The organism is Stutzerimonas stutzeri (assembly GCF_000219605.1).
In the GTDB taxonomy this organism is placed as follows: domain Bacteria; phylum Pseudomonadota; class Gammaproteobacteria; order Pseudomonadales; family Pseudomonadaceae; genus Stutzerimonas; species Stutzerimonas stutzeri.
Genome location: NC_015740.1, coordinates 441,500 through 464,748 on the forward strand (window position 1 = coordinate 441,500; position 23,249 = coordinate 464,748).

Sequence of the window (23,249 nt, forward strand, 5' to 3'; positions counted from 1 at the left end):
GTTAAAGACGGGTTCGCTGGTGCAGTAGCCGTGCCAGCTTTCGATAAAAGTTCATGTCATTGATTTGAATGGCATTTTTCGTTTCGTCGGGGTGCGGTGGACCTGTCGGGCAGCGGTCTGTAGTGTGCCGGTATGACACATGTATCACTCTGGCAGCGGCCAGCCAGTCTGCGCGGCGCGCTCTTGCTCAAGGTCATCGTGCCGCTCATGGCAATCATGTTCGGCTTCAGTTCGGTGGTGCTCTGGACGGTGGAGCGCAACAGCGAGCGGCGGCTGCAGGCCGAGGTGGAGCTGGTGGCGCGGGCGGTGCGCCTGCCGCTGAGCGCCAGCCTGGAGAAGAACCATGAGCGCACCCTGCAGCAGGTGCTGGAATCGGTGCTTGGCGTCGGCCGCGTCTATGGCGCCTACGTCTACGACCGTGACGGCAAGCTGGCTGCCTATGCCGGTGCGGTGGAGCCGGATCAGGATGCGTCGGCGATTCAGCAGCTCACCGAAGGCGGCGAGCTGACCGGCGAGTACCAGCGCATCAACGGTCGCCCGGTGTATTCCTATTTCGTTCCGCTGGAAGAGAGCGGTGGGCAGATCAATGGCCTGCTGCAGGTGACCCGGCGCTGGGGTGACTTCGAACGCGACATCCGTCGCCTGCGGCTGATCGCTGCCGGGCCTGGGCGGCTTGCTCGCCGGGGTGGCGCTGGTGGTGATCCTGCTCGGTCACCGCTCCGCGGTGGGCAAGCATCTGCAGCAGCTGGCACGCAGCATGGAGCGCGTCGCGGCCGGCGAGCGCGAGCATCGTGCGCCGCGCAGCGGGCCGCAGGAGATCATGGTGCTGTCCGGCGCGTTGAACCAGATGCTCGACAGCATCGCCGCCGCCGAACGCCAGGTCGCCGAGCAGCAGGCCCGCGAGGAGCAGTTGCAGGCGCGCCTGCGTCAGAGCCAGCAGCTGGCGGCAGTGGGGCGGCTGGCGGCCGGCGTGGCCCACGAGCTGGGCAGCCCGCTGAGCGTGATCGATGGCAAGGCGCAGCGGGTGTTGCGCGACGACGAGCTGGCCGAAAGCCATCGCCGCGCGCTGTTGCAGATTCGCCAGCAGGTGGCGCGGCTTAGCGCGATCGTCCGTCAGCTGCTGGATTTCGGCCGGGCCGCCGGCTCACCCCCGCGCCGTGTGCCGGCCGAGGTGCTGGCGCATTCGGCCGCTGCGGCGGTGGCCGACGAGCTGGCCGCGCTCGAAGTCCGCCTGCAGCTGCAGGCGCCGCCGCAGACACTGCATTGCCGGGTCGACCCGCCGCGTTTCGAGCAGGCGCTGACCAATCTGTTGCGCAACGCCGCCCAGGCCAGCCCGGGAGGCGAGGTACGGCTGAGCTGGTGGGGCGACGGTCGCGAGTTGTTCATGCAGGTCGAGGATGACGGCCCGGGCATTACTGAAAGCCATCGCGGAGCGCTGTTCGAGCCGTTCTTCACCACCAAGGCGGTGGGCGAAGGCAGCGGCCTCGGCCTGGCTGTGGCCCATGGGGTGGTCAGCGAGTGCGGCGGGCGTATCGAGCTGGTCCACGGCCGGCTGCCGGGTGCGGCATTTCGCATCGCGCTGCCATTGAGCGAGGAGGAGAATCATGACTGACGCGGTGCAGGAGCGTGTGCTGCTGGTCGAGGACGATGACAGCCTGCGCCAGCTGCTGGTTGAGGAGCTGGAGGATCGCGGGCTGCAGGTGCGCGCGCTGGCCAGCGCCGAGGAGGCGGTGGGTTCCCTGGAAAGCTGGGAGCCGGCGCTGGTGGTCAGCGACCTGCGCCTGCCCGGCGCTGACGGCATGGCGCTGCTGCGGCGGGTGAAGAGCATGCAGGCGGCACCGGCCTTTCTGGTGATCACCGCGTTCGGCAGCATTCAGCAGGCGGTGGCGGCGCTCAAGGAAGGCGCCGACGAATTTCTCACCAAGCCGCTGGACCTCGAGCACTTCGCTCTGGCGGTCGGCCGCGCGCTGGAGACGCGGCGCCTGCGCGACGAAGTGCGACGCTTCCAGCAGCTGCTCAGCGATGATCGCTTCCACGGCATGCTCGGACGCAGCCGGGTGATGCGCGGGCTGTTCGATCAGATCCGCCAGCTCGCCCGTGCCGAAGGGCCGGTACTGGTGATCGGTGAGAGCGGCACCGGCAAGGAACTGGTGGCCAGGGCGGTGCACGCCGAGAGCGAGCGCGCCGGCGGCCCGTTCCTGGCCATCAACTGCGCCGGGTTGCCGGCCGAGCTCCTGGAAAGCGAGTTCTTCGGCCATGTCGCCGGTGCCTTCACCGGCGCCAATCGCGCGCACAAGGGGCTGTTCCAACAGGCCGACGGCGGTACGCTCTTTCTCGACGAGATCGACGAGATCGGCGAGATGCCGCTGCCGCTGCAGGCCAAGCTCCTGCGCGTGCTGCAGGAAGGCACGATCCGCCCGGTGGGTGCCGAGCGCGAACTCAGCGTGGACGTGCGCATCATCGCCGCCAGCAATCGCCCGCTGGAAACCGAGGCCGGGCGCGAGGCGTTCCGCGAAGACCTGTTCTTCCGTCTGGAAACCTTCATCCTGCAGGTGCCGCCGTTGCGTGATCGGGAGGAGGATCTCGAATTGCTGGCCGCCGGCTTCGTCGCCCACTTCGCCGCGCGCGGCGGGCGGCCGGTGCGCGGCATCGCGCCGGCGGCGCTGGAGCAGCTACGCCGCTATCCGTTCCCGGGCAACGTGCGCGAGCTGCAGAACGCCATCGAGCGGGCAGTGACGTTCTGCCACGGGCGCAGCATCGAGCTGGAGCACCTGCCCAGCCGCATCGCCAGCTACCGTGACGACAAGGCCCGCAGCGCCGGGGCCGAGCTGCTCGCCGAGCTCAGCGATGGCCCGTTGCTGCCGACCCTGGAAGAGCTGGAACTGCGTTATATCGAGCACGTGCTCAAGCTGGTGGATGGCAACAAGCGCCGCGCGGCGGCCTTGCTCGGCATCGGACGGCGCACGCTGTACAGACGCCTCGGCGAGCGCGAGGAAGGCTGATCGGGCTCGCCGCAGGGCGCCCGAAGGCGCACACTGCCGGCCTTTTCCCAGTGAGGAGCGAACATGCTCAACAACGACGTCCTGCGCAGCCTGCGCTACACCCTCAAGGTCAGCGATGCGCAGATGGCCGAAATCGCGGCCCTGGGTGGTTGCACGGTTGCCGAGGCCGAGGTTCGCGCCTGGCTCAGCCGCGAGGACGAGGACGGCTATCAGGAATGCCCGGACGAGGCGATGGCGCGTTTTCTCGACGGGCTGATCTATTTCAAGCGTGGCAAGGATGAAAGCCGCCCGGCACCGCCGCTGGAACTGCCGGTCAGCAACAACCAGATCCTGAAGAAACTGCGGGTGGCCTTCGAGCTGCGCGACGAAGACCTGCAGGCGATCCTGCATGCCGCCGATCTGCAGCTGTCGAAATCCGAGCTCGGCGCACTGTTCCGCAAGCCCGGGCACAGCAACTATCGGCCCTGCGGCGACCAGCTGCTGCGCAATTTCCTGAAGGGACTTTCGCTGCGCCAGGGCTGAGCTGCACCGCAGGGCACCTCAAGTGGTAAATGGCCGGGCGGCCGCTACGCTGAAGCAGGCAGCAGCCGCATGCCCGGTGCGCAGCTCGGCGCCGGGAACGCCATAACAACAAGATGACCGCCCCCTGTGGCGGTGCCCCGAGGTGCGTGCCATGAAGACCTTCCGCCTGACCCTGAGCGCCCTGCTCGCGCTGAGCTGCGCCGCTGCCATCGCGGCGCCGACCAGTGACGAAGCCCTGGAGCGCATGCGCTCGATGAAGACCACCGGCCAGTCCCTGGACATAAAGACCATTGCCCAGGACGGCCCCACCGCCGATGCCATCCGCGAGAACCTCAAACGCATCAAGCTGCCCGAAGGGTTTCGCATTGACCTCTACGCCGTAGTGCCCGATGCCCGCCATATGGCAGTCGGGCCTTCCAGCGGGGTGGTGTTCGTCGGCACCCGCAAGACCGACCTGTGGGCGGTCACCGATCGCACCAAGAACCGCACCGCCGACGAAGTGAAGCGCTTCGCCCCGGCGATCTCCTTCACCCAGCCTGGCCCCTGTTTCAGCCCGGACGGCTTTCTCTTCGTCGCCGAGCACAACCGCGTGCTGGTGTTCCCGGCCGCCGAGTTCTTCTACGAGGGGCCGGACGTGGCGGCGGACATCGTGGTGTCGACCGGCGAGCTGATCCCCAAGGATGAAGAGAGCTACAACCACGGCGCGCGGGTCTGTGCCATCAGCCCGGACAACAAGCTCACCATCTCCCTCGGCCAGCCGCACAACGTGCCGCCCAAGGACAAGCTGGAGCTGTACGAGCGGCACGGCATCGGCGGCATCGTGCGCATGGAGCGCGACGGCAGCAAGCGCGAGGTCTACGCCACCGGCGTGCGCAACTCGGTGGGCATCACCTATCACCCGACGACGAAGGAGCTCTGGTTCACCGACAACCAGGTCGACGGTATGGGCGACGACACGCCGACAGGCGAGATCAATCGTGCACCCAAGGCCGGAATGAAGTTCGGCATGCCCTGGTACGGCGGCGGCCAGGTGCGTACCAACGAGTACGCCGACGAAACGCCGCCGGAAGGCCTGACCCCGCCGGTGGTGGAAACCATTGCCCACGCCGCCGACATGGGCCTGACCTTCTACACCGGCAAGCAGTTTCCCGAGCAGTACCGCGGCGGGCTTTTCAGCGCCCAGCGCGGCAGCTGGAACCGCACCGTGCCGGCCGGTGCGCGGGTGATGTTCACGCCGTTTGCGGCCGATGGCAGCGGTCCGTCCGGCGAGACGGTGCCCTTCGCCGAAGGCTGGCTGGACGAGGAAACCGGCGAGTACTACGGCCGCATCGTCGACGTCGCCCAGCTCAAGGATGGCTCGTTGCTGGTCAGCGACGACACCGCTGGCGCCATCTATCGCATCTCCTACCAGGGCAAGTGAGCCGCCGCGCCGGCCCGTGCCTCGCCGCGGGCCGGCGCCCATCCGAGGAGTACCGCATGCCCATCGCTCTCGTTTCGCACCGGCGCCTGTGCCGCATGCTGCCGTTACTGTTGTGCCTGGCGCCGTCGCTGCAGGCCGCCGACCTTGCGGCGGACAAGGCCAAGGCGAAGATGTGCGCCGCCTGTCATGGCATCGACGGCCTCGCCAAGGTCGCCGACGCACCTAACCTGGCCGGCAACGGCGAGCTCTACCTGGCCCGCCAGCTGCAGGCGTTCCGCTCCGGCGAGCGCAAGCATCCGCAAATGAGCGTGATCGCTGCGGGGCTGGGCGATGACGACATCGCCGCGGTGACGCGCTGGTACTCCTCGATCAAGGTCAGTGTCGAGCTGCCGGAATGAAACACGGGGCCGCCTGAACGTTTGCCCCTCGGCGTCGGCCTAACGTGCGACCAGTCCAGAGAGCACGCCCATGACCTTTTCCATCGTCGCCCGCTGCCCGCGCACCGGGCAGATCGGTGTCGCCGCCGCCACCGCCATGCCAGCCGTGGGCAAGCTGCTGACCCACGCGGCGGCACGTGTGGGCGCGGTGGCGACCCAGGCGCAGATCAATCCGTACCTGGGCATCGACGGCCTGCGCTTCCTGCGCGAGTTCAGTCCGGCCGGCGAAGTGCTCGAGCGGCTGCGGCGCACCGATCCGTGCATGGAGCTGCGCCAGTGCGCGGTCATCGACAGTAGCGGGCGCACCGCCTGCTGGACCGGCGAGCGCTGCCTGCCCTGGGCCGGCTCCATCGCCGGCGAGCAGTTCTGCGTGCAGGGCAACCGGCTCAAGGGGCGGGAGGTATTGGAGGCGGCTTGCGAAGCCTATGTCGGTAGCGTGCAGCTGCCGCTGGTGGAGCGCCTGATGGCCGCGCTGGCGGCTGGCGACGCCGAGGGTGGCGACCGCCATGGCGAATCCTCGGCGACGGTGTATGTGGTCGACCAGGAGCAATACCCGCTGTGGGATATCCGCGTCGACCATCATCGTGACCCCTTCGCCGAGCTGCGTCGGTTGCACGAGGTGTTCGCCCGCGAGGTGGTGCCGGAAATCCTCGCCATGCCGACCCGCGCCAATCCGGCCGGGGCGGCCGGCGAGGAGACCATCTGAGCCGGGGTTCGCAGGCTCAGTCGCGTAGCCAGTGCACGTCGACGTAATACGCTTCACCGTCGTAGAGGATCTTCAGTTCGCCGTCGTAGGCGGCTTCCAGCGCGTGGCCGATGCGCTGAGCCAGGTGCAGGCCGGTGGTGGTCACGCGCAATCCATCGGGTTCGTCGCTGATGGCCATCAGGCGCTCGAGCGGATGTTCGCCCTTTTCCTTTTCTTCGGTGTTGCGGATCAGTCCGCTGAGTTCGTCGGTGTGCGCTTTGACGAACGCGCCGCGCAGGCTGATGGTGCCGGCCGGCACGTCTTCGGCGATGCGCTGGCAGGCAGGGCAGAGGGCTTCCTGGGCGTTGCTCGCATCGACCAGGCCGTTCCAGGTCCAGCGTCCGGCCTGGTAGGCGGCGCCGCATCGTGGGCAGAGGGTGTCGCTGCGCTGGTGCCATGCCTTGAGGTAGGGGTCGTGGTGTTCGGGTTGTAGAAGCTTGTCGCGCGTCTTGTCCATGGCAAAGGCCTCAATGATAGGGAGGGTGCCTTTGCAGCGTAGATCAGCTCACAGCGCTCTTCCGCCTGCGGGACGTGGCGTCCGCCGGTTGCGATGATCGGTCGCGCAAGGGCTCGCGCGACTCGCTCATAAGGGTTGCGGAACCACCCGCGGCGCCAGCTGCTCCAGGCGCAGCGCACCCTGGGCGCGGTTGCGCACGGCCATCCAGTCTTCCAGTGCCGGCAATGCCCGTGGCGGCGAGATCAGGTAGCCCTGGAACAGGTCGCAACCGGCCTGCAGCAGCGCCGACTGCTTCTCCATGTCATCCACGCCTTCGGCATTCACCCGCTTGCCCTGGGCATGGCAGAAGGCGACCAGGGCGCTGAGGCTGTGCTGCATGTCCGGTCGTGTCAGCCGCGTGATGATCGCCATGTCCAGCTTGATGGTGTCGGCCGGGTACTCCAGCAATTGCTGGATGGACGTGTAGCCGACGCCGAAATCGTCGATGGCGACGCGAAAGCCGGCCCGGCGAATGGCCTGCACCACGGCCATGGTGTCCTTGTTCAGCTCGGCCGCGTAGGTCTCGGTCAGCTCGATCTCGATCCTGCCCGGGGCCACCCTGTGATGGGCGGCGCGCTCGGCCAGATAGCGGCAGATGCGGTCGTCGGCCAGCTGCGCGGAGGACACGTTGATCGCCAGGATCACCTGCTCGCCAAACAGCCGCACCAGCTGCGGGTACTCGGCCAGTGCGTGGTCGATGACCCAGCTGTCGATCTTCGGGAACAGCCCGGCACGCTCGGCAATGGGGATGAACTCGGCGGGCGAGACCGTGCCCAGCACCGGTGAATGCCAGCGCAGCAGCACTTCGCAGCTGACCACCGCACCGTCGCGGTTGAGTGCCGGCATGTAGACCAGCCGCAGCTGGTCGTCGCCGTCCAGTGCGCGCAGCTGGTCCTCGATCAGGCGGATTCGCTCGTTGCGCTGTTCCAGCTCGTTGCTGAATGCCACCGCCATGCACTTGCCTTCGGCCTTGGCTTGGTACATGGCGGTGTCGGCGCGGGTGAGCAGCTGGGTGATGGAGTCGGCATCGTCCGGATAGCAGGCGGTGCCGATGCTGAGGCTGACCGGGTAGGTTCGCTCCTCCAGGCGGAATCCGCCGCGGCACAGGCCGAGCAGCGCGTCGCACAGTGCGTCGAGGCCGGGCTCGGCATCGCTCAGCAGGAGGATGGCGAATTCGTCGCCGGACAGCCGGGCGAACGCCGAATAGGTGTGCGGATGCTGCTGGCGATGCCGTTCCAGCAGCGTCTGGGCGCGCTGGGCGAACAGGCGCAGCAGGGCATCGCCGGCATCGTGGCCGTGGCGGTCGTTGACCTGCTTGAAGTTGTCCAGTTCGATGAACAGCAGCGACAGGCGCTTGTCTTCCTGCAGGCATTGTTCATACATGACGTTGGCCAGCATGCCGAAGTGCGCGCGGTTGCTGATCTGCGTCAGGCTGTCGGTCCAGGAGATCTCCTGGATGCGCTGCAGCGCGGCGGTGCTGCGATCGTGCAGGGTCTTCATGTTGACCGTCAGACGGCCGATCTCGCCGCCGTCGCTGGGCTCGTCGAGGGCCGCGCGTTTGCACAGCAGCAGGTCGGTGAGCTGGTTGTCCAGCTGGCTGATGGGCGTGGTGATGTAGCGGCGGATCAGCCATAGCAGCAGCCCGATGGACAGCAGGCCGATCAGCGAACCACCCGCGAGAAAGGCCAGCCCGAGCTTTTGCAGGCGCTCGCCGGTGTAGTCCGGCGCCGGCGTCAGGCGGGCGTGCAGTGAGCGCGACAGCGGAATCTCGGCGGACAGGCCGACGTTCACCGGCAACTGCTGGTCGGCGATCTCCACCGGCGCACCGTATTCGCTCTCCAGTGCCCGCTTGAGCTTGATGAATCGCTCGGGGCGTACCGCCAGCTGGATGGCGAAGGCTTCACCGCGCTGGCTCGGCAGCGGCCGACTGCCGCTGGCCGGCAGGACGAAGTCGGTGTTGACCAGCAGCGGAGCGCCATCGGCCTGTTCGAGGTAGATCGTCGCGCTGGAAGCCGATTGCCGGGCCTGCTGGACGATCCGTTGCTGCGAGGCATCCATCGAGCCGAACGGCGACAGGCTGCTCTCGAAGTAGTAGGCCGGCTGGCCATCGGGCTGCACGATGGCGAAGGAAACGAACGACAGTTCGGTGTTCGACAGCGAGCGAATGCTTTGCTGCAGGCGAAGCCCGAGGGTGTCGTTGCGAAAGGCGGTGTCCGACTCGCGCAGGAAGTGCAGCAACGCCTCGCTGTCGATGATCGAGTAGAGCACGCTGCGGTTGAACGCCTCGTAGTCCAGATAGGCCGACTTCAGCGCCGACAGCTGCTGCTCCAGACGCGCCTGCTCCAGACCCAGCAGCGAGGCGCGCTGGGTCAGGTAGGCGGTGGTCGAGGCAACCAGCTGGATGATCAGAATGACCGGGAAGATCACCAGCAGCGCGCGTTTACCGAGCGTCATGGGCGTTGATCAGTGCGCTGATGATGCGCCGCCGGGTCTGCGTGCCTTCCAGCGGGCGCTCCTCGTAGACCTGGCTGCGGGCCAGGACCGCCTCTGGCGGGTAGATGGTCGCATCCGCGCGCACGTCCTCCGGCAGCAGCGCCCGGGCTGCGGCATTCGGCGTGGCGACGCCCAGGTCCTCGGCATTCAGCGCGGCGATCTCGGGTCGGTTGAGGAAGTCCAGGAAGCGGTAGGCCAGCGCCTGGTTCGGGCTGTTGCTCGGCACCGACAGGCAGTCGACCCAGAGCAGTGTGCCTTCTTCCGGCACCACGTAGCGCCAGGGCTCGCCGTGCACGCCCTCGACCGCGTTGAGCACCTGCTGGTCGCCGCTGTAGGCCAGCGCCATGTCGGCGCGGTCGAGATGCCGCTGGCTGCGCAGCGCGGTGATCACGTACTCGTAGGTGAGCACTGCCTCGGATTGGTTGCGCAGCAGCTCGAACGCTGCCTTGAGCTGGTCGAGGTCAGAGGTGTTGATCGAGTGGCCGAGCAGGATCAACGGGCTGGCGAGGATGTCCTCGTGGTCTTCCATCATCACGATGTGCGGCTCGGCCGGCCGCGCCGGTTTGAGCAGGTCCGCCCAGGAGCGTGGCGCCTGCTCGATGCGGTCACTGCGATAGGCGATGCCCAGCGTGCCCCACAGGTACGGCACGGCGTAACGGCCGCAGCTGTCGCGCCAGCGCCGGGCCACATGACGCAGCGCCGGCAGGCGGGCTTGCTCGATCGGCTCCAGCAGTTTGCGCGCACCGAAGCGCGACGAGCTGATCAGCTCGGTGAGGGCGATGTCGATCTGGTGGTCGGGTTTGGCGAGGATCTCGTCACGCTTGTCGCCGCTGTCGAAGAAGATCTGCTGGATCTCGACCCCGGTCTCGGCCTGCCAGCGCTCGATCACCGCCTCGCTGAGGTATTCCTCCCAGGTCAGCAGCGTCAGGCTTTGTGCCGCGTGCAGCGAGGTAGAGGGAAACAGCAGGCTGACGGTCATCAGCACTGCGCTGCGTACGCACCAGGCGACCCGGGGTTTTTTGTTGTTCGGCATGGGCATCCTTCCGCTGGCAGAGGTCGAACCAGCCGGCGTCCCGGCATGGTTGCAGTGCTGGCACTTTAATGGCGCCAGACATATGACGGCAATGCCTTTCGTCGACCGCCGCTTACGCCCCGATCGGCGGCGGTTCTGCGTTGTTTGTCGCAGCGGCCGACGGACCTCCCATTCTTGAGCCAGACTCCAATGCATTCGGCAGCGTAGCGAGGAACCGGCCATGACCCTGATGATCCCTTTCCCCGATCGAATACATGCAGGCGAGGCACTGGCCGAGCGGTTGGCGCAGGAAGGCGACTGGACCGATGCCCTGGTGCTGGCGCTGCCGCGCGGTGGTGTGCCGGTGGCGTTCGAGGTGGCGCAACGCCTGGGCCTGGAGCTGGACATTCTGGTGGTACGCAAGCTCGGCACGCCCGGCAATCGCGAGCTGGCCATGGGCGCCATCGCCAGCGGTGGTGTGCGGGTGATGAACGAGGACATCGTGCGCTACGTTCACGCCTCCAGGGCCGAGATCGACGGTACCATCGCTCAGGAAAGCCACGAGTTGCAGCGCCGCGAACAGGCTTATCGCGGTGACCGCCCGCGGCCGGTGGTCGCCGGGCGTGCGGTGATCCTGGTGGATGACGGACTGGCCACGGGCGCCACCATGCGCGCCGCGGTGAAGGCGGTGCGCCAGCTGGAGCCGTCGAGCATCACCGTGGCGGTGCCGGTGGCAGCTCCGGACAGCGTCGCGCAACTGGAGCCGCTGGCCGACCGCATCATCTGCCTGCACATGCCCCATGACCTCTATGCAATCGGCCGCTGGTACCAGAACTTCGATCAGACCCCGGACCGCCTGGTGGTCGATCTGCTGCAGCGCGCCTGGAGCCGGGGAGGGCAGCCGGCATGAGCCAGTCATCCGCGACCCCGATGCGCTTCACCCTCGGCAAGGCCCGCCTGCACGGCGACCTGTGCGTGCCGGCTGCGGCGCGTGGACTGGTGGTCTTCGTGCACGGCAGCGGCAGCAGCCGGCACAGCCCACGCAACCAGAGCGTGGCGCGCTGCTTCAACGAAATGGGCCTGGCCACCCTGCTGTTCGACCTGCTGACCAAGCACGAGCAACCCATCGACGAGATCACCCGCCAGCTGCGCTTCGACATCCCCTTGCTCAGCCAGCGCCTGACGGGCGTGATCGATCAGCTGAGCAGCGATGCACAGCTGCGCGAGCTGCGCATCGGTCTGTTCGGTGCCAGCACCGGTGCGGCCGCGGCGCTCACCACCGCGGCTTCGCGCCCAGCCGACATCGCGGCAGTGGTCTCGCGCGGGGGGCGCGTCGACCTGGCCGAGCCGTCGCTGGCACGAGTCCACGCCGCTTCGCTGTTCATCGTCGGCAGCCGCGACCTGGAGGTGCTGGAGCTCAATCGTGCCGCCGCGGCACGACTGCAGTGCGAGCACCAGCTGGTGGTGGTGCCCGGCGCGAGCCACCTGTTCGAGGAGCACGGCACGCTGGAAGAGGTGGCGCGCCTGGCCGGCGACTGGTTCGTGCGGCACCTGGTATAGCCGCACGCCGGCCACCGCCCGATCAGCCGCGGCGGCGCAGCAACGAGAACACCGTCAGCGCGCCCAGCGCCAGGGCGGCGGTGGTCGCCACCGGGTGTTGCGAGGCGCGGGTATACAGGCTGTGCTGCAGCACCACCCCGGGATAGGCGCCATGGGCATGCCCGGCGCCGCCCTGGCTGCTGTCGGCTTCGTGCAGTTGGCCGCGACGGTTGGCATCCGGACGGCCGCTGACGATTGTCGGGGCGATGAAGCGGCGGCGCAGCCAGTCCACCAGGCGCGGCGCGTTCTGTTCGAGGCGGCTGAGCAGCTTGCCATTGCCGATGTAGACGTCGCGCTGTGGGTGTTCGGCCGCATGCAGGATGGCCTGGGCGACCACCTCCGGCGCGTACACCGGCGGCGGGAAGTTCGGTGCGCTCTCCAGCTCGTTCTTCGAGTGATCCATGAGCGGCGTATCGGTCGCCACCGGCCGCACCAGCGTCACCGAGACCGGAGCGCGATCCTGTTCCAGCTCCAGCCGCAGCACGTCGGTCAGCGCCTTCACCGCGTGCTTGCTGGCGCTGTAGCTGGCGTGGAAGGGCAGCGCCACCACCGACTCCAGGCTGCCTATGTTGATGATCGAGCCGCCACGTGGGCGCAGGTGCGCCGCGGCGATGCTGGAGCCATAGAAGGTGCCCCAGAAGTTGGTCTGCATGACGCGCTGGTGATCCTCGTCGCTGACGTCGCCGAGGCGACCCCAGACCGATGATCCGGCGTTGTTGATCCAGGTGTCGAAGCCGCCGAAACGCTCGATCACCTGGTCGGCAGCATGTTGCAGCTGCTCGCGCTCACCGACATCGGCCACCACGTGCATGACCCGTTCGCCGGCGCTCAGCTGTTGTTCGATCTGCGCTAGTGCTTCCTCGTTGCGGGAGATCAGCGCCACGCGGGCGCCCTGCTCGACGGCCATGCGTGCGGTGGCCACACCGATGCCGCTGGAGCCGCCGGTGATGACGATGACCTGCTGGTTCAGGGGTTTGAGATGCAGCTTCATGGAACCCTCCTCTCGCGCTTTGCAATGGATATGGCATGGCGTATGGAAAAGGGCGCGACGAGGCCGTTCAGTCGGTGTGACGGGCGGTCTGGGTCAGTCGGCCAGCCTGCGGGCGAAGGCTTCCAGCGCCGCTTCGCCGACCACATCACCGGGCAAAAGCGGCAGCTCCAGCAGTGGTAGCTGGCCCAGCGCCTGGCGCAGGGTGGCGAGATGCTGTTCTTCCTGGGCGTGGCGTTCGGCGAGAAAGGCGCCGGCATCGGCCGGCGAGCGCTTGTTCACCACCAGCGCGCCGACCGGCGTGCCGGCGCGCTGCAGCAGCGCATGCAGTTCGATGGTTTCCAGCACCGGCAGCCGCTCGGCGGCGAGCACGATGACGAACGCGCACTGCTGCGCATCACCGAGCACCTCGCGCAGCCGGTTGAAGCGCTCGCGGCGACGGTCGAGGATCTGGCGAATACGACTGTCGCGATCCGGCGCAGCCTCGCCATCGTTCTGGCCGAGTATGGACTGGCCGAAGCCGCGATCGTCCTGGCCGAGGTTCTTCAACACCTGGCTGAAGCGCGAGCCGCGCTCCTGCCGGCGCAGCAGGCCTTCGGTCCAGGCGCTCATCATTTCCGGCAGCGCCATCAGCCGTGCCGTGTGCCCGGACGGGGCGGTATCGAACACCAGCAGGTCGTAGTCCGCCAGGCCCTGCTCCAGCGTCTCGGCGATGCGTTCGAGCAGCGCCGCCTCGTGCATTCCAGGGGCATCGCGCGACAGCGCCATGTGCTTGTCCACTTCGCCGGCCAGGTGCGCCGGCATCAGCTTGCGCAGGGCGGCGCCGACGTCCTCGAGGTGCTGCTGCACGGTGAGTTCCGGGTCCAGCTCCAGGCCGTCGAGCCCGGCCGCCAGGCGCACCTTCTGCGGGCCCACCGGGCGCTGCCAGAGGTGCCCGAGGTTGTGTGCCGGATCGGTGGAGACCAGCAGCACGCGGCGCCCGGCCCGCGCCTGGGCGAGGGCGGTGGCGGCGGCCACGGTGGTCTTGCCGACGCCACCCTTGCCGCCAAAGAACAGCACGCGACGCTCGGCCGCCAGCTCTAGCAGCATGCGATATGGTCCAGTGGCGAGTGCTCCATTCCCATGCGCCGGTGCCAGTCGTGGAAGCGCTCGTACAGCGCCGGCATCAGCTCCAGGGTGTACCAGGCGGCCGGGTTCGGCACGCCCAGGGTTTCGCTGAACACCAGCAGCATGAACAGGTCGTCCTCGTCGCGCCTGGCCCGGGCGAAGGTTCGCCGATAGGGCGCGACGTAGAACTCGCGCAGCCCCGCGGAAACCTTGCCGAGAATGCTCAGCGGCTCGCTCACGGCTGCGCCTCGAAGGCGCGCTCGGCCGGGTCGCGGCCCTTGCGCATGGCGATGATCGCCTCGAGTGTGACCCACAGTGCGGCGATCAGGATGATCACGTCCATGCCCAGCAGCAGCCAGTTTTCGGCGCGGTAGAACTGGCCCATCTGCACCAGCAGCGCGTAGATCGACATGGCCAGCAGGAACACCAGCGGCACCAGGGTGTACACCGGCGAGCGGCCGAGCTTGATCAGGATGACGGTGATCACCGCCAGGGTCAGGCCGGCCAGCAGCTGGTTGGTGGTACCGAACAGCGGCCAGATGACCATGCCGCCGGTGCCATCGGAGCCGGCACCGAAGGCCAGCGCCATGCACACGCCGACGGCGATCAGCGTGCCCACCAGGGTGTTGACCTTCATTCCGGCCAGCTCGCCGGCTTCCTGGATGACGAAGCGCTGCAGGCGCAGGCCGGTGTCCATGGTGGTGCCGGCGAAGAGAATCGCCATCACTGCGAGAATGGTCCCGCCAAGCTCGGCAGGCAGGCCCAGACCGTTGGCCAGCAGCGTGCCGCCACCCTGCACGAAGGCGGTGACGCCGCCGCTGCCAAAGGCGGTGTAGACCTGCTGCCAGTCGGTCAGGGTGGCGAAGCCGGCGGTGCAGCAGATGATCGCCGCCAGCGAGAGCATGCCTTCGCCCATGGCGCCGAAGTAGCCGACGAAGCGGGCGTCGGTTTCCTTGTCCAGCTGCTTGGAGGTGGTGCCGGAGGCCACCAGGCCGTGGAAACCGGAGATCGCGCCGCAGGCGATGGTGACGAACAGCAGCGGCACGATGCTCGGGGTATCGGCCGGCAGCTCCTGGTTGAAGGCCGGCGCCACCAGCTCCGGCGCGCCGAACAGCACCGCCAGGTAGAGCAGGCCGAGGCCGACGAACAGTTGCAGGCCGTTGATGTAGTCGCGCGGCTGCAGCAGCACCCACACCGGCAGCAGCGAGGCGATGGCGGCGTAGACGAACAGCAGCAGGATCCACAGCGACTTGGCCGACAGGCCCATGATCTCGTCCGGCAGCACGATGGGGTACTGGTTGCCGATCAGGATCAGCGCGTAGAGCACGATCACCCCGCCCAGCGAAGGCCAGAGCAGCTTCATGTTGTAGCGGTAGATCATCTGGCCGATCACCAGCGCCACCAGGATCGCGCCCCACACCGGGATCACCGAGGTTGGCGTGGACACCAGCAGGTTGGAGATCACCGCGGCAAAGGCGCCGTTGACCATCAGCAGCACGAGGAAGATCACCACCAGGAACAGACTGCGCCCGCGCGAGCCGATCAGCCGACCACTGAGCATGCCCACCGACTGGCCGCGGCTGCGGGCGCTGGCCCAGAGCGCACCGAAGTCATGCACACCAGCGAAGAAGATGGTGCCGAAGACCACCCAGGCGAAGGCCGGACCCCAGCCCCAGATCACCGCGATGGCCGGGCCGACGATGGGCGCGGCGCCGGCCACCGAGGTGAAGTGGTGGCCCCAGAGCACGAATTTGTTGGTCGGTACGTAGTCCACGCCGTCGCGCATGGTGTGCGCGGGCGTCCGATAGTTGGGATCGAGCCGGTAGATTCGTTCGGCGATGAACTGGGAGTAGAAGACGTAGCCCAGCGCCATGGCGCCCAGGCCGACCAGCAACAACGCGATTGCACTCATCTGGGGATTCCTCGGCGTGCCGCTCGCCGGCGACAACGCAGTCCTGTTTGGCCCTCATGGGGTGATTGTTATGACCGGGCGTCCACGCCGCGGCCTCAGGGGACAGACCAGCGCTCGCCACGGACGTTCCGCCCGCGCGCGAGCGGGCGCGCGGGCAAGCCCAGCGGCAATCTGCTGATACAAGGCTTTTCGCCGCCGCCTGTGGACAGCGGCGAACTCTTGGCCTCGACTGGTTACAAAGATCGGACTGCCATGGAGGATGTGATGACTCAGGCCACACTGCGTCGCGGAGCCACCGACGCGCTCTTCTGGTCACTGATCTATACCGCGCTGTGGGCACTGTTCGCCGCTGGCCAGGGCTGGCTGCTGGGCGTGCCGACGGTGGCGCTGGCGGTTGCCCTGAGCCTGTGGCTGGGCCTGCGCCCGCCGGCCATGCGCCTTGGCGCGTTGCCAGGGTTTCTCACGTTCTTCCTCAGGCACATGCTGCTCGGCGGCTGGGATGTGGCGCGCCGTGCCTTGCAGCCGCGCTGCCAGCTGCAGCCGGCATGGCACCCGTATCCGCTCACCAGCCGCTCGCCACGGGTACGTCTGCTGCTGTCGGCGCTGGTCGGGCTGCTGCCCGGCACGCTGTCCTCGCGCATCGAAGGCGATCATATGCAGGTCCATGTGCTCGACGAGCGCCTGGCCTGGCAACCCACGGTCGCCGAACTCGAACGGCGGCTCGAGCGGCTGCTGGGCGGCCTGGAGCGACGCTGATGGCCCTGTACGCGGCGTTGCTGCTGCTGACCCTGATCATCGGCCTGTGGCGCGTGCTGCGGGGACCGGGGCGGGTCGATCGGCTGCTGGTCGTGCAGCTTTTCGGTACTTCCGGCACCGCACTGCTGCTGGTACTGGCGCAGTGGCAGGGGGCCCCGGCGCTGCGCGACGCCGCGCTGGTGCTGGCGCTGCTGGCGGCGATGGTGAGCGCCGCGCTGGTCCAGCTGCTGCGCCGGAGCCGCCATGAATGAGCTGCTCGCCGCGCTCAGCTGGCTGCTGCTGGCCGGCGGCCTGCTGTTCTTCGCCGCGGGCAGCATCGGCCTGCTGCGCTTTCCCGACACCCTGAGCCGGCTGCACGCGCTGACCAAGGCTGACACCCTCGGTTTTGGCCTCGTGGTGGCCGGGCTCGCGCTGCGCGCCGGCAGCCTGCTGGAAGTCGCGCAAATGCTGCTGATCTGGCTGCTGGTGCTGGCCTCCGGCGCCACCGCCTGCCAGCTGCTGGCACGTCAGCGCGAAGATCAGGGCGCGGCCGGGGAGCGTGATGATGACTGACTGGCTGCTGGACGGTGTGCTCGGCCTGCTGCTGCTCGGCCTGGCCGGCGGCGCCCTGCACGTGCGCCAGCTGTATGCCGGCGTGCTGCTGTTCGTCTCGTTCGGCCTGGTTCTGGCGCTGGTATGGGCGCGCCTGGGCGCTGCCGACCTGGCCCTGGCCGAGGCCGCCATCGGGGCCGGCCTGACCGGTGTGCTGCTGTTCGCCGCGCTGGCCCGGCAGCCATTGGCAGGCAGCGAACCTCGTCTGTCCGGCCGGCGCCGCCTGGCTGCGGTGCTGGTACTGCTGCCGTTGCTGATCGTCCTGTTGCCGCAGCTCGCGCCGCTGGCCGAACAGACCTCGCGGGTGCCGATGCAGATCGATGCGGCCATGGCGCAGAGCGGCGTCGACCATCCGGTGACCGCCGTGCTGCTCAACTTCCGCGCCTGGGACACCCTGCTGGAGCTGGCGGTGCTGCTGCTGGCGCTGCTCGGCGCGCGCCAGCTCGGTCCGCTACGCATGCAGCTGAGCGAGCCCTGGCCTCTGCTGCAGGCCTGGGGCCGCACCCTGGCACCGTTGCTGGTGCTGGCGGGCGGCTATGTGCTCTGGCGCGGCGCGGCCTCACCGGGTGGCGCCTTCCAGGCCGGCGCCTTGCTCGCCTCCGGCATCGTCCTGCTGCGCCTGGCCGGCGCGTTGCCGGTGCTGCGCTGGAGCCAATGGCCGCTGCGGCTGCTGGTGCTGGTCGGCCTGTTGCTGTTCGTCGCGGTGGCGGCGGCCTGCGCCTGGTTCGGTGCGGGCTGGTTGCAGTATCCATCCGGCTGGGCCAAGCCGCTGATTCTCGTCATCGAAGCCGCGGCAACGCTGTCCATCGCCGCCAGCCTCAGCCTGCTGGTGATCGGCGACGAAACGGAGACCGAGCGATGAACGCCACGCTGTTCTGGATCGCCATCGGTTTCGCCCTCTGGCTGCTCGGCCTGCATGGTCTGCTGACGCTGCGTCATGCCCTGCGGCGGATCATCGCGATCAACCTGATGGGCAGTGGTGTGTTCCTGGTGATGATTGCTCTGGCGGCGCGTCATGACCCGAGCGACCCGCTGCTGGTGGCGCTGGTGGTCACCGGGCTGGTGGTGGCGGTGAGTGCCACCGCGCTGGCGCTGCGGCTGAGCAGTGCGCTGGCCGCAGCGAAGGAGCACGAGCGATGAACGCCGCGCTGGCCAGCCTGCTGCTGCCCCTGGGCGGCGGCCTGTTGCTGATCCTGCTGCGCCCGGCCCGCGGCGGGCGCTGGGTGATCGCGCTGAGCCTCGGCGCGCTGCTGGCGGCGATCATGGCGCTGCAGGTGGTGCTCGATCATGGCGAACGCAGCCTGTTCATCGGTGGCTGGGAGGCCGGGCTGGCGATTCGTTTCCGCCTGACGCCTCTGGCCGCGCTGTTGCTGGTGTTCACCGCCGGGCTGCACCTGCTGGTGGCGCTGTATGCCGCGCGCATCGCCCATGCCACCGGCAAGGCGGACTACTGGCCGCTGTCCTGCCTGCTGCATGCGGCGCTGGCGGCGCTGTGGCTGTCGGCCGATCTGTTCAACCTCTACGTGACCCTGGAACTGCTCAGTCTGGTGGCCGTGGCGCTGGTGTCGCTGGCCGGGCGTAAAGCCTGGAAGCCGGCGCTGAACTATCTGCTGCTGTCGCTGGCCGGCTCGCTGGCCTACCTGCTCGGTGTGGCGCTGCTCTACGGGCGCTACGGGCTGCTCGATCTGGCCCTGCTGGCGCGCCTGAGCGAGGCCGACGGCGCGACCCATCTGGCGTTGCTGCTGATGAGCGTGGGGCTGATGCTCAAGGCCGCGCTCTGGCCGTTGCACCTGTGGTTGCCGCCGGCCCACGCCGCGGCGCCGACAGCGGTCAGCGCGCTGCTTTCGGCGCTGGTGGTCAAGGGGCCGCTGTACATCCTCTGGCTGATCTGGAGCGAGATTGCCCCGGCTGAATTCGGCCGCGACGCCGGCCTGCTGTTCGGCACTGCCGGGGTGCTGGCGCTGGTCGCCGGTGGCTGGTCGGCGCTGCGCGCGCCGCGGCTGAAGACGCTGGTGGCCTATTCCACGGTTGCCCAGCTGGGCTATGCGCTGCTGGCCCTCGGCCTGCTGTTGCATCTGCCCGAGCCGCGGCTGCATGCGGCGCTGTGGCTGTTCGTGCTGGCCCATGGGCTGGCCAAGGTGTCGATGTTTCTCGCCGCCGGCGAGTTGCAGACCATTCTCGGCAGCAAGCGGGTCAAGGGCATGAAGGGCGCCAGTCAGAACGTGCCGATCGCGCTGGCCGCGTTCGCCGTGGCCGGCGGCAGCCTGGTGGGCCTGCCGCCCAGCGGCGGCTTTCTGGCCAAATGGTTGCTGCTGCAGCCGCTGTTCGAACAGCCGCAGCACTGGCCGTGGGCGCTGGGCGTGCTGTTCGGCACGCTGATGTCGGCCGCCTACGTATTCCGTGTGGTGGCCCATGGCTTCGATCGCGCGCGGCCGAATCCGCCGAGCATCCATCCCGATCGCCTGGCGCAGTGGCTGGCGCTGCTGCCGGCGTTGCTGGTCTGGGGCCTGGCGCTGATCAGCGAGCCGCTGCTGCTCTGGCTCGGAGGGCTCGGACGATGAACTGGCACGGCCTGCTGCCGCTCGGCATCGTACTCAGCTCGCTACTGCCGGGCCTGGTGATCTTCGCCCTGCGCGAGGACCAGCAGCGCCTGCGGGTCACGCTCAACCTGCTCGGCGTGACGCTCAAGCTGCTGCTGGTCGGCGGCATGCTCTACGGCGTCAGCCAGGGCAGCGAGTATCGTTTCAGTGTGCCGCTGCTGCCAGGCGCACCGCTGGTGCTGCAGGCCGATGCGTTGTCACTGCTGTTCGTCGCGCTGTCCTCGCTGCTCTGGGCGGCCACCACCATCTACGCCATCGGCTACCTGGAAAACTCGCCGCTGCGCTCGCGCTTCTTCGGCTATTTCAGCCTGTGCGTCAGCGCCACCGTGGGCCTGGCGCTGGCGGGCAACCTGGTCAGCTTTCTGCTGTTCTACGAGCTGCTGACCCTGGCCACGTTCCCGCTGGTGGTGCACCGCGGCACGCCGGAGTCGCTGACCGCCGGGCGCGTCTACCTGGCCTATACGGTGGGCGGCGGCACGCTGGTGCTGATGGGTGTGGGGCTGCTGCATAGCCTGGCCGGCACGCCGGATTTCCAGGCCGCCGGCTATCTGCTGGAGCAGGTCGACGAGCACGAGGTGCCGCTGCAGGTGGCCTTCGTCCTGCTGATTCTCGGGCTTGGGGTGAAGGCCGCGCTGATCCCGCTGCATGGCTGGCTGCCGCAGGCGATGGTCGCGCCGGCGCCGGTCAGCGCGCTGCTGCATGCGGTAGCGGTGGTGAAGGCGGGGGCGTTCGGTATCGTGCGGGTGGTCTATGACGTCTTTGGTGCCGAAGCGCTGACCCGGCTGGATCTCACCAGGCCGCTGCTCTGGCTGGCCGCGGCCACCATCCTCTACGGCTCGCTGCGCGCCTTGCAGCAGCAGGAGCTGAAGAAGCGCCTGGCCTACTCGACCATCAGCCAGGTGTCCTACGTGACCCTCGGCGTCGCGCTGCTCGGACCGATCGCCGCCGTGGGCGGCCTGGTGCATCTGGTGCATCAGGGGTTGATGAAGGTGACGCTGTTCTATTGTGCGGGCAACTTCGCCGAAACCCTGGGGATTCACCGCATCCGCGAGATGGATGGCGTTGGCCGACGCATGCCCTGGACCATGGCGGCGTTCTCCATCGGTGCGCTGGGCATGATCGGCATTCCGCCAATCGCCGGCTTCATCAGCAAATGGACGCTGGGCCTCGGCGCGCTGGAGGTCGGACAGGACTGGGTGCTGCTGGTGCTGCTCGGCTCGGCGCTGCTCAACGCCGCGTACTTCCTGCCGCTGCTGTGGCGCGGCTGGTTCGCCGAGCCGGCCGACTGGCACGAGGACCGATGGGCCGGCGAGCGCTTCGAGACTCACTGGATGCTGCTGCTACCGCCCCTGCTCACCGCGCTGCTGTCGCTGCTGGTCGGGTTGCTGGCCGCCACGGCGCTCAGCCCGCTGGGCTGGAGCCAGTTGATCGTCGAGCGGGAGTTCGCCATATGAGCGCCTGGCTCTGGCTGCTGGTGCCCTTCGCTCCGCTGCTGGGTGCGGCGCTGCTGCCATGGCTGCGCGAACGCGCCCTGCCATGGCTGTGGCTGAGCGGCCTGCCGGCGCTGCTGGCCGCGCTGCAACCGCCGGTGGCGCTGGAGCTGCCCTGGCTGTGGGAGGGGGTGCGCTGGGGCGCGGACGATGTCCTGACGCGCGCCTGGCTGGGGTTTTCCGCCGTGCTCTGGACCTGCGCGGCGATCTTCGCCAGCAGCAGCCTGGGCAACGGGGCGGGGCGATTGCGCTTCTGGATGTTCTGGCAGCTGGCCGTGGCCGGCAATCTGCTGCTGATCATCGCCACCGATGCGCTGAGTTTCTACCTCGGCTTCAGTGCCATGAGCCTGTCCGCCTACGGGCTGATCGTCCATCGCGGTGGGCCGGGGCCACGGCGGGCGGGGCGGCTGTACCTGCAACTGGCGATCTGCGGCGAAATGCTGCTGCTCGCCGGGCTGCTGTTGCGCACCCAAGCCGCCGACCAGGCCTTCGACTTCGCCAGCTGGCAGGCGCAACCGATCGATCATCTGACCCTGGCCCTGCTGCTGCTCGGCCTCGGCCTGAAGGCCGGCTTCTGGCCGCTGCACGTCTGGCTGCCGCTGGCCCACCCCGAGGCGCCGGCGCCGGCCAGCGCAGTGCTCTCCGGGGCGATGCTCAAGGCCGGCATCCTCGGCATCTGGCGCTGCGTGCCGGAGACCGACCCGACGCTGACCGCCTGGAGCATGCCGTTGCTCCTGATCGGCCTGTTCGGTGCGCTCTATGCCGCGGCGCTGGGACTCTGTGCCGGCAAGTCCAAGGCCGTGCTGGCCTGGTCGTCGGTGAGCCAGATGGGCTGGCTGCTGATGGTCCTGGCGCTGGCCTGGAGCCTCGAGGCGCCGTCCCCCGCGCTGCTCACGCTGCTGGTGCTGTTCGGCGTACATCACGGGTTGGCCAAGGGTGCGCTGTTCCTGGCCGCCGGGATGGTGCACGAGGGGCGCCTGCCACGCCCGGGCTGGCTGCTGCTGGTCCTGCCGGCGCTGGCGATCATGGGGGCGCCGCTGACCAGCGGGGCGGCGGTGAAATACCTGTTCAAGGACGCCCTGCACGACAGCCTTTTCGCCGCCTGGACGCCCTGGCTGACGCTGGCCAGCTTCGCCACCGCGCTGTTGCTGTTGCGCGCGCTCTGGCTGATGTGGCGCGACCAGCAGCATGCCAGCGCACCACCGGCGGCCGGGCAATGGCTGCCCTGGGCGCTGCTCAGCCTGGCGTCGGTGGCGCTGCCTTGGCTGTGGTCGGCCCTGCGCGAGCCGTTGCTGGCGGGGTTGTATCCGGCCGGCCTGTGGGCAGCGCTGTGGCCATTGCTGCTGGCCGTCGTGCTGGCGGGGCTGGCCTGGCAGCGCCACTGGCGTGTGCCGGCGCGCCTGGCCCGGCTGCCGAATCCGGCACTGTCGGCTTCGCTGGCGCTGACCCGGCTGCTGCGGCAGCCGCCATTGCCCGAGCCGTCGGTCCGCCTCGATGGGAGCCGCTGGCGACAGCGTGAACGGCGCTGGAATCGCCGCTGGGAAGGCGGCGCGCTGACCCTCAGCGCCTGGCTGCTGGTGCTGTTGCTCTGGCTGGGCTGGTGGTGGTGATCAGGGCAACGCCTTGTCGGCGTAGGGGCGGGTATCCAGGCCCAGCTGGGCGCGGAAGCTTTCCATGTCGAACATGGTGCAGATCTCCTGCACCTGCTGCGTCGGGGTGATGGTCCAGAACGCCATGGCGGAGATGCTCAGCACCTTGTCGCTGGGCGGGTAGCCGAACGCCGCATGCTCGATGGTGCCGATCAGCGTGCTCCAGGTGACCACCCGGTTGCCTTCGGCGATGCATTCTTCGACCACCACTTCCAGCTCCGGCATGGCGTGACGGATCTGCCGGACCATGTCGAGAAACTCGGCACTGACCAGCGGCCGGCCGATAAAGGAGCTCTTGTAGAGAAAATCCTTGCTGTGCAGATGCTCGGCGAGCGCCAGGTGCCCGCGGTTCCAGGTCAGGTCGATGTGCTGACGGACGAGTTTCTTGCGGTCATCCAGTGACATGCGCGTTCCATGAGGCTGCAGGTGG

General features: G+C 68.5%; 23 protein-coding genes and 1 pseudogene. 16 read left to right on the forward strand and 8 right to left on the reverse strand.

Going from position 1 to position 23,249, the window contains the following annotated elements; translation table 11 throughout:
• Positions 1 to 132: 132 nt before the first annotated feature.
• The 6 genes and pseudogenes from PSTAB_RS22080 to PSTAB_RS01990 all read left to right on the forward strand — a co-directional run bounded on the left by PSTAB_RS22080 (position 133) and on the right by PSTAB_RS01990 (position 6,087).
• Positions 133 to 1,612: pseudogene (locus tag PSTAB_RS22080) on the forward strand (sensor histidine kinase).
• Complete coding sequence (locus tag PSTAB_RS01970; protein ID WP_013981507.1) at positions 1,605 to 3,002, forward strand: sigma-54-dependent transcriptional regulator; 1,398 nt, start codon at positions 1,605 to 1,607, stop codon at positions 3,000 to 3,002. The pseudogene PSTAB_RS22080 and the gene PSTAB_RS01970 overlap by 8 nt, the downstream one beginning before the upstream one ends.
• A 63-nt stretch (positions 3,003 to 3,065) precedes the next feature.
• Positions 3,066 to 3,524, forward strand: a complete 459-nt coding sequence (locus tag PSTAB_RS01975; protein WP_011911603.1) for a YehS family protein — start codon at positions 3,066 to 3,068, stop codon at positions 3,522 to 3,524.
• 151 nt (positions 3,525 to 3,675) lie between these two features.
• Positions 3,676 to 4,944 carry a PQQ-dependent sugar dehydrogenase gene (locus PSTAB_RS01980; protein WP_013981508.1) on the forward strand — a complete coding sequence of 423 codons (1,269 nt, stop codon included), beginning with the start codon at positions 3,676 to 3,678 and terminating at the stop codon, positions 4,942 to 4,944.
• 56 nt (positions 4,945 to 5,000) lie between these two features.
• The gene (locus tag PSTAB_RS01985) at positions 5,001 to 5,342 is read left to right on the forward strand and encodes a c-type cytochrome (protein ID WP_013981509.1); all 342 of its coding nucleotides are present in this window, start codon (positions 5,001 to 5,003) and stop codon (positions 5,340 to 5,342) included.
• Between the two features lie 70 nt (positions 5,343 to 5,412).
• Positions 5,413 to 6,087 carry a DUF1028 domain-containing protein gene (locus PSTAB_RS01990; protein WP_013981510.1) on the forward strand — a complete coding sequence of 225 codons (675 nt, stop codon included), beginning with the start codon at positions 5,413 to 5,415 and terminating at the stop codon, positions 6,085 to 6,087.
• A 16-nt stretch (positions 6,088 to 6,103) separates the two neighbouring features.
• Here the strand turns inward: PSTAB_RS01990 and PSTAB_RS01995 are convergent, their stop codons facing one another.
• From PSTAB_RS01995 to PSTAB_RS02005, 3 genes are all read right to left on the reverse strand, one after another.
• Complete coding sequence (locus tag PSTAB_RS01995; RefSeq protein WP_013981511.1) at positions 6,104 to 6,583, reverse strand: BCAM0308 family protein; 480 nt, start codon at positions 6,581 to 6,583, stop codon at positions 6,104 to 6,106.
• Between the two features lie 126 nt (positions 6,584 to 6,709).
• Positions 6,710 to 9,076 carry a putative bifunctional diguanylate cyclase/phosphodiesterase gene (locus PSTAB_RS02000; RefSeq protein ID WP_013981512.1) on the reverse strand — a complete coding sequence of 789 codons (2,367 nt, stop codon included), beginning with the start codon at positions 9,074 to 9,076 and terminating at the stop codon, positions 6,710 to 6,712.
• Entirely contained in the window at positions 9,063 to 10,148 is a 1,086-nt protein-coding gene (locus PSTAB_RS02005; protein WP_013981513.1) for a polyamine ABC transporter substrate-binding protein, read from the reverse strand. The genes PSTAB_RS02000 and PSTAB_RS02005 overlap by 14 nt, the downstream gene beginning before the upstream one ends.
• A gap of 220 nt (positions 10,149 to 10,368) precedes the next feature.
• On the opposite strand from PSTAB_RS02005, the gene PSTAB_RS21495 reads away from it, so the two are divergent.
• Positions 10,369 to 11,037, forward strand: coding sequence for a phosphoribosyltransferase (locus PSTAB_RS21495; RefSeq protein WP_013981514.1), 669 nt, complete (start codon positions 10,369 to 10,371; stop codon positions 11,035 to 11,037).
• Entirely contained in the window at positions 11,034 to 11,687 is a 654-nt protein-coding gene (locus tag PSTAB_RS21500; RefSeq protein ID WP_013981515.1) for a dienelactone hydrolase family protein, read from the forward strand. Before PSTAB_RS21495 ends, PSTAB_RS21500 begins: the two co-directional genes overlap by 4 nt.
• A gap of 22 nt (positions 11,688 to 11,709) precedes the next feature.
• Here the strand turns inward: PSTAB_RS21500 and PSTAB_RS02020 are convergent, their stop codons facing one another.
• The 4 genes from PSTAB_RS02020 to PSTAB_RS02035 form a co-directional block, all read right to left on the reverse strand.
• Positions 11,710 to 12,717 (reverse strand): SDR family oxidoreductase, encoded by a 1,008-nt coding sequence (locus PSTAB_RS02020; RefSeq protein WP_013981516.1) that lies wholly within the window; start codon positions 12,715 to 12,717, stop codon positions 11,710 to 11,712.
• Positions 12,718 to 12,810: 93 nt separating this feature from the next.
• Entirely contained in the window at positions 12,811 to 13,803 is a 993-nt protein-coding gene (locus PSTAB_RS02025; RefSeq protein WP_013981517.1) for an ArsA family ATPase, read from the reverse strand.
• Positions 13,794 to 14,060: a cory-CC-star protein gene (locus PSTAB_RS02030; RefSeq protein ID WP_013981518.1), complete on the reverse strand. Its 267-nt coding sequence runs from the start codon at positions 14,058 to 14,060 to the stop codon at positions 13,794 to 13,796. Before PSTAB_RS02030 ends, PSTAB_RS02025 begins: the two co-directional genes overlap by 10 nt.
• Positions 14,057 to 15,733 carry a carbon starvation CstA family protein gene (locus PSTAB_RS02035; RefSeq protein ID WP_013981519.1) on the reverse strand — a complete coding sequence of 559 codons (1,677 nt, stop codon included), beginning with the start codon at positions 15,731 to 15,733 and terminating at the stop codon, positions 14,057 to 14,059. The genes PSTAB_RS02030 and PSTAB_RS02035 overlap by 4 nt, the downstream gene beginning before the upstream one ends.
• 252 nt (positions 15,734 to 15,985) lie before the next feature.
• Here PSTAB_RS02035 and PSTAB_RS02040 point away from each other — a divergent pair, with 252 nt between their 5' ends.
• Genes PSTAB_RS02040 through PSTAB_RS02075 form a run of 8 tightly spaced genes read left to right on the forward strand, consistent with a single transcriptional unit; the run spans position 15,986 to position 22,780 of the window.
• Positions 15,986 to 16,489, forward strand: a complete 504-nt coding sequence (locus tag PSTAB_RS02040; RefSeq protein WP_013981520.1) for a Na+/H+ antiporter subunit E — start codon at positions 15,986 to 15,988, stop codon at positions 16,487 to 16,489.
• Positions 16,489 to 16,740: an MrpF/PhaF family protein gene (locus PSTAB_RS02045; protein WP_013981521.1), complete on the forward strand. Its 252-nt coding sequence runs from the start codon at positions 16,489 to 16,491 to the stop codon at positions 16,738 to 16,740. Before PSTAB_RS02040 ends, PSTAB_RS02045 begins: the two co-directional genes overlap by 1 nt.
• On the forward strand, positions 16,733 to 17,041 hold the full coding sequence (locus tag PSTAB_RS02050) for a cation:proton antiporter (RefSeq protein WP_013981522.1): 309 nt from the start codon (positions 16,733 to 16,735) through the stop codon (positions 17,039 to 17,041). The genes PSTAB_RS02045 and PSTAB_RS02050 overlap by 8 nt, the downstream gene beginning before the upstream one ends.
• Positions 17,034 to 17,942 carry an MnhB domain-containing protein gene (locus tag PSTAB_RS02055; RefSeq protein WP_041771623.1) on the forward strand — a complete coding sequence of 303 codons (909 nt, stop codon included), beginning with the start codon at positions 17,034 to 17,036 and terminating at the stop codon, positions 17,940 to 17,942. Before PSTAB_RS02050 ends, PSTAB_RS02055 begins: the two co-directional genes overlap by 8 nt.
• Complete coding sequence (locus PSTAB_RS02060; protein ID WP_013981524.1) at positions 17,939 to 18,220, forward strand: NADH-quinone oxidoreductase subunit K; 282 nt, start codon at positions 17,939 to 17,941, stop codon at positions 18,218 to 18,220. The genes PSTAB_RS02055 and PSTAB_RS02060 overlap by 4 nt, the downstream gene beginning before the upstream one ends.
• Positions 18,217 to 19,641 carry a complex I subunit 5 family protein gene (locus tag PSTAB_RS02065; RefSeq protein WP_011911619.1) on the forward strand — a complete coding sequence of 475 codons (1,425 nt, stop codon included), beginning with the start codon at positions 18,217 to 18,219 and terminating at the stop codon, positions 19,639 to 19,641. The genes PSTAB_RS02060 and PSTAB_RS02065 overlap by 4 nt, the downstream gene beginning before the upstream one ends.
• Positions 19,638 to 21,134: a complex I subunit 5 family protein gene (locus PSTAB_RS02070; RefSeq protein WP_011911620.1), complete on the forward strand. Its 1,497-nt coding sequence runs from the start codon at positions 19,638 to 19,640 to the stop codon at positions 21,132 to 21,134. Before PSTAB_RS02065 ends, PSTAB_RS02070 begins: the two co-directional genes overlap by 4 nt.
• A complete protein-coding gene (locus PSTAB_RS02075; protein ID WP_013981525.1) occupies positions 21,131 to 22,780 on the forward strand; it encodes a complex I subunit 5 family protein in 1,650 nt (549 codons plus the stop codon). The genes PSTAB_RS02070 and PSTAB_RS02075 overlap by 4 nt, the downstream gene beginning before the upstream one ends.
• Here the strand turns inward: PSTAB_RS02075 and PSTAB_RS02080 are convergent, their stop codons facing one another.
• Positions 22,781 to 23,224, reverse strand: a complete 444-nt coding sequence (locus PSTAB_RS02080) for a ketosteroid isomerase-related protein (RefSeq protein WP_013981526.1) — start codon at positions 23,222 to 23,224, stop codon at positions 22,781 to 22,783.
• Positions 23,225 to 23,249: the final 25 nt, after the last annotated feature.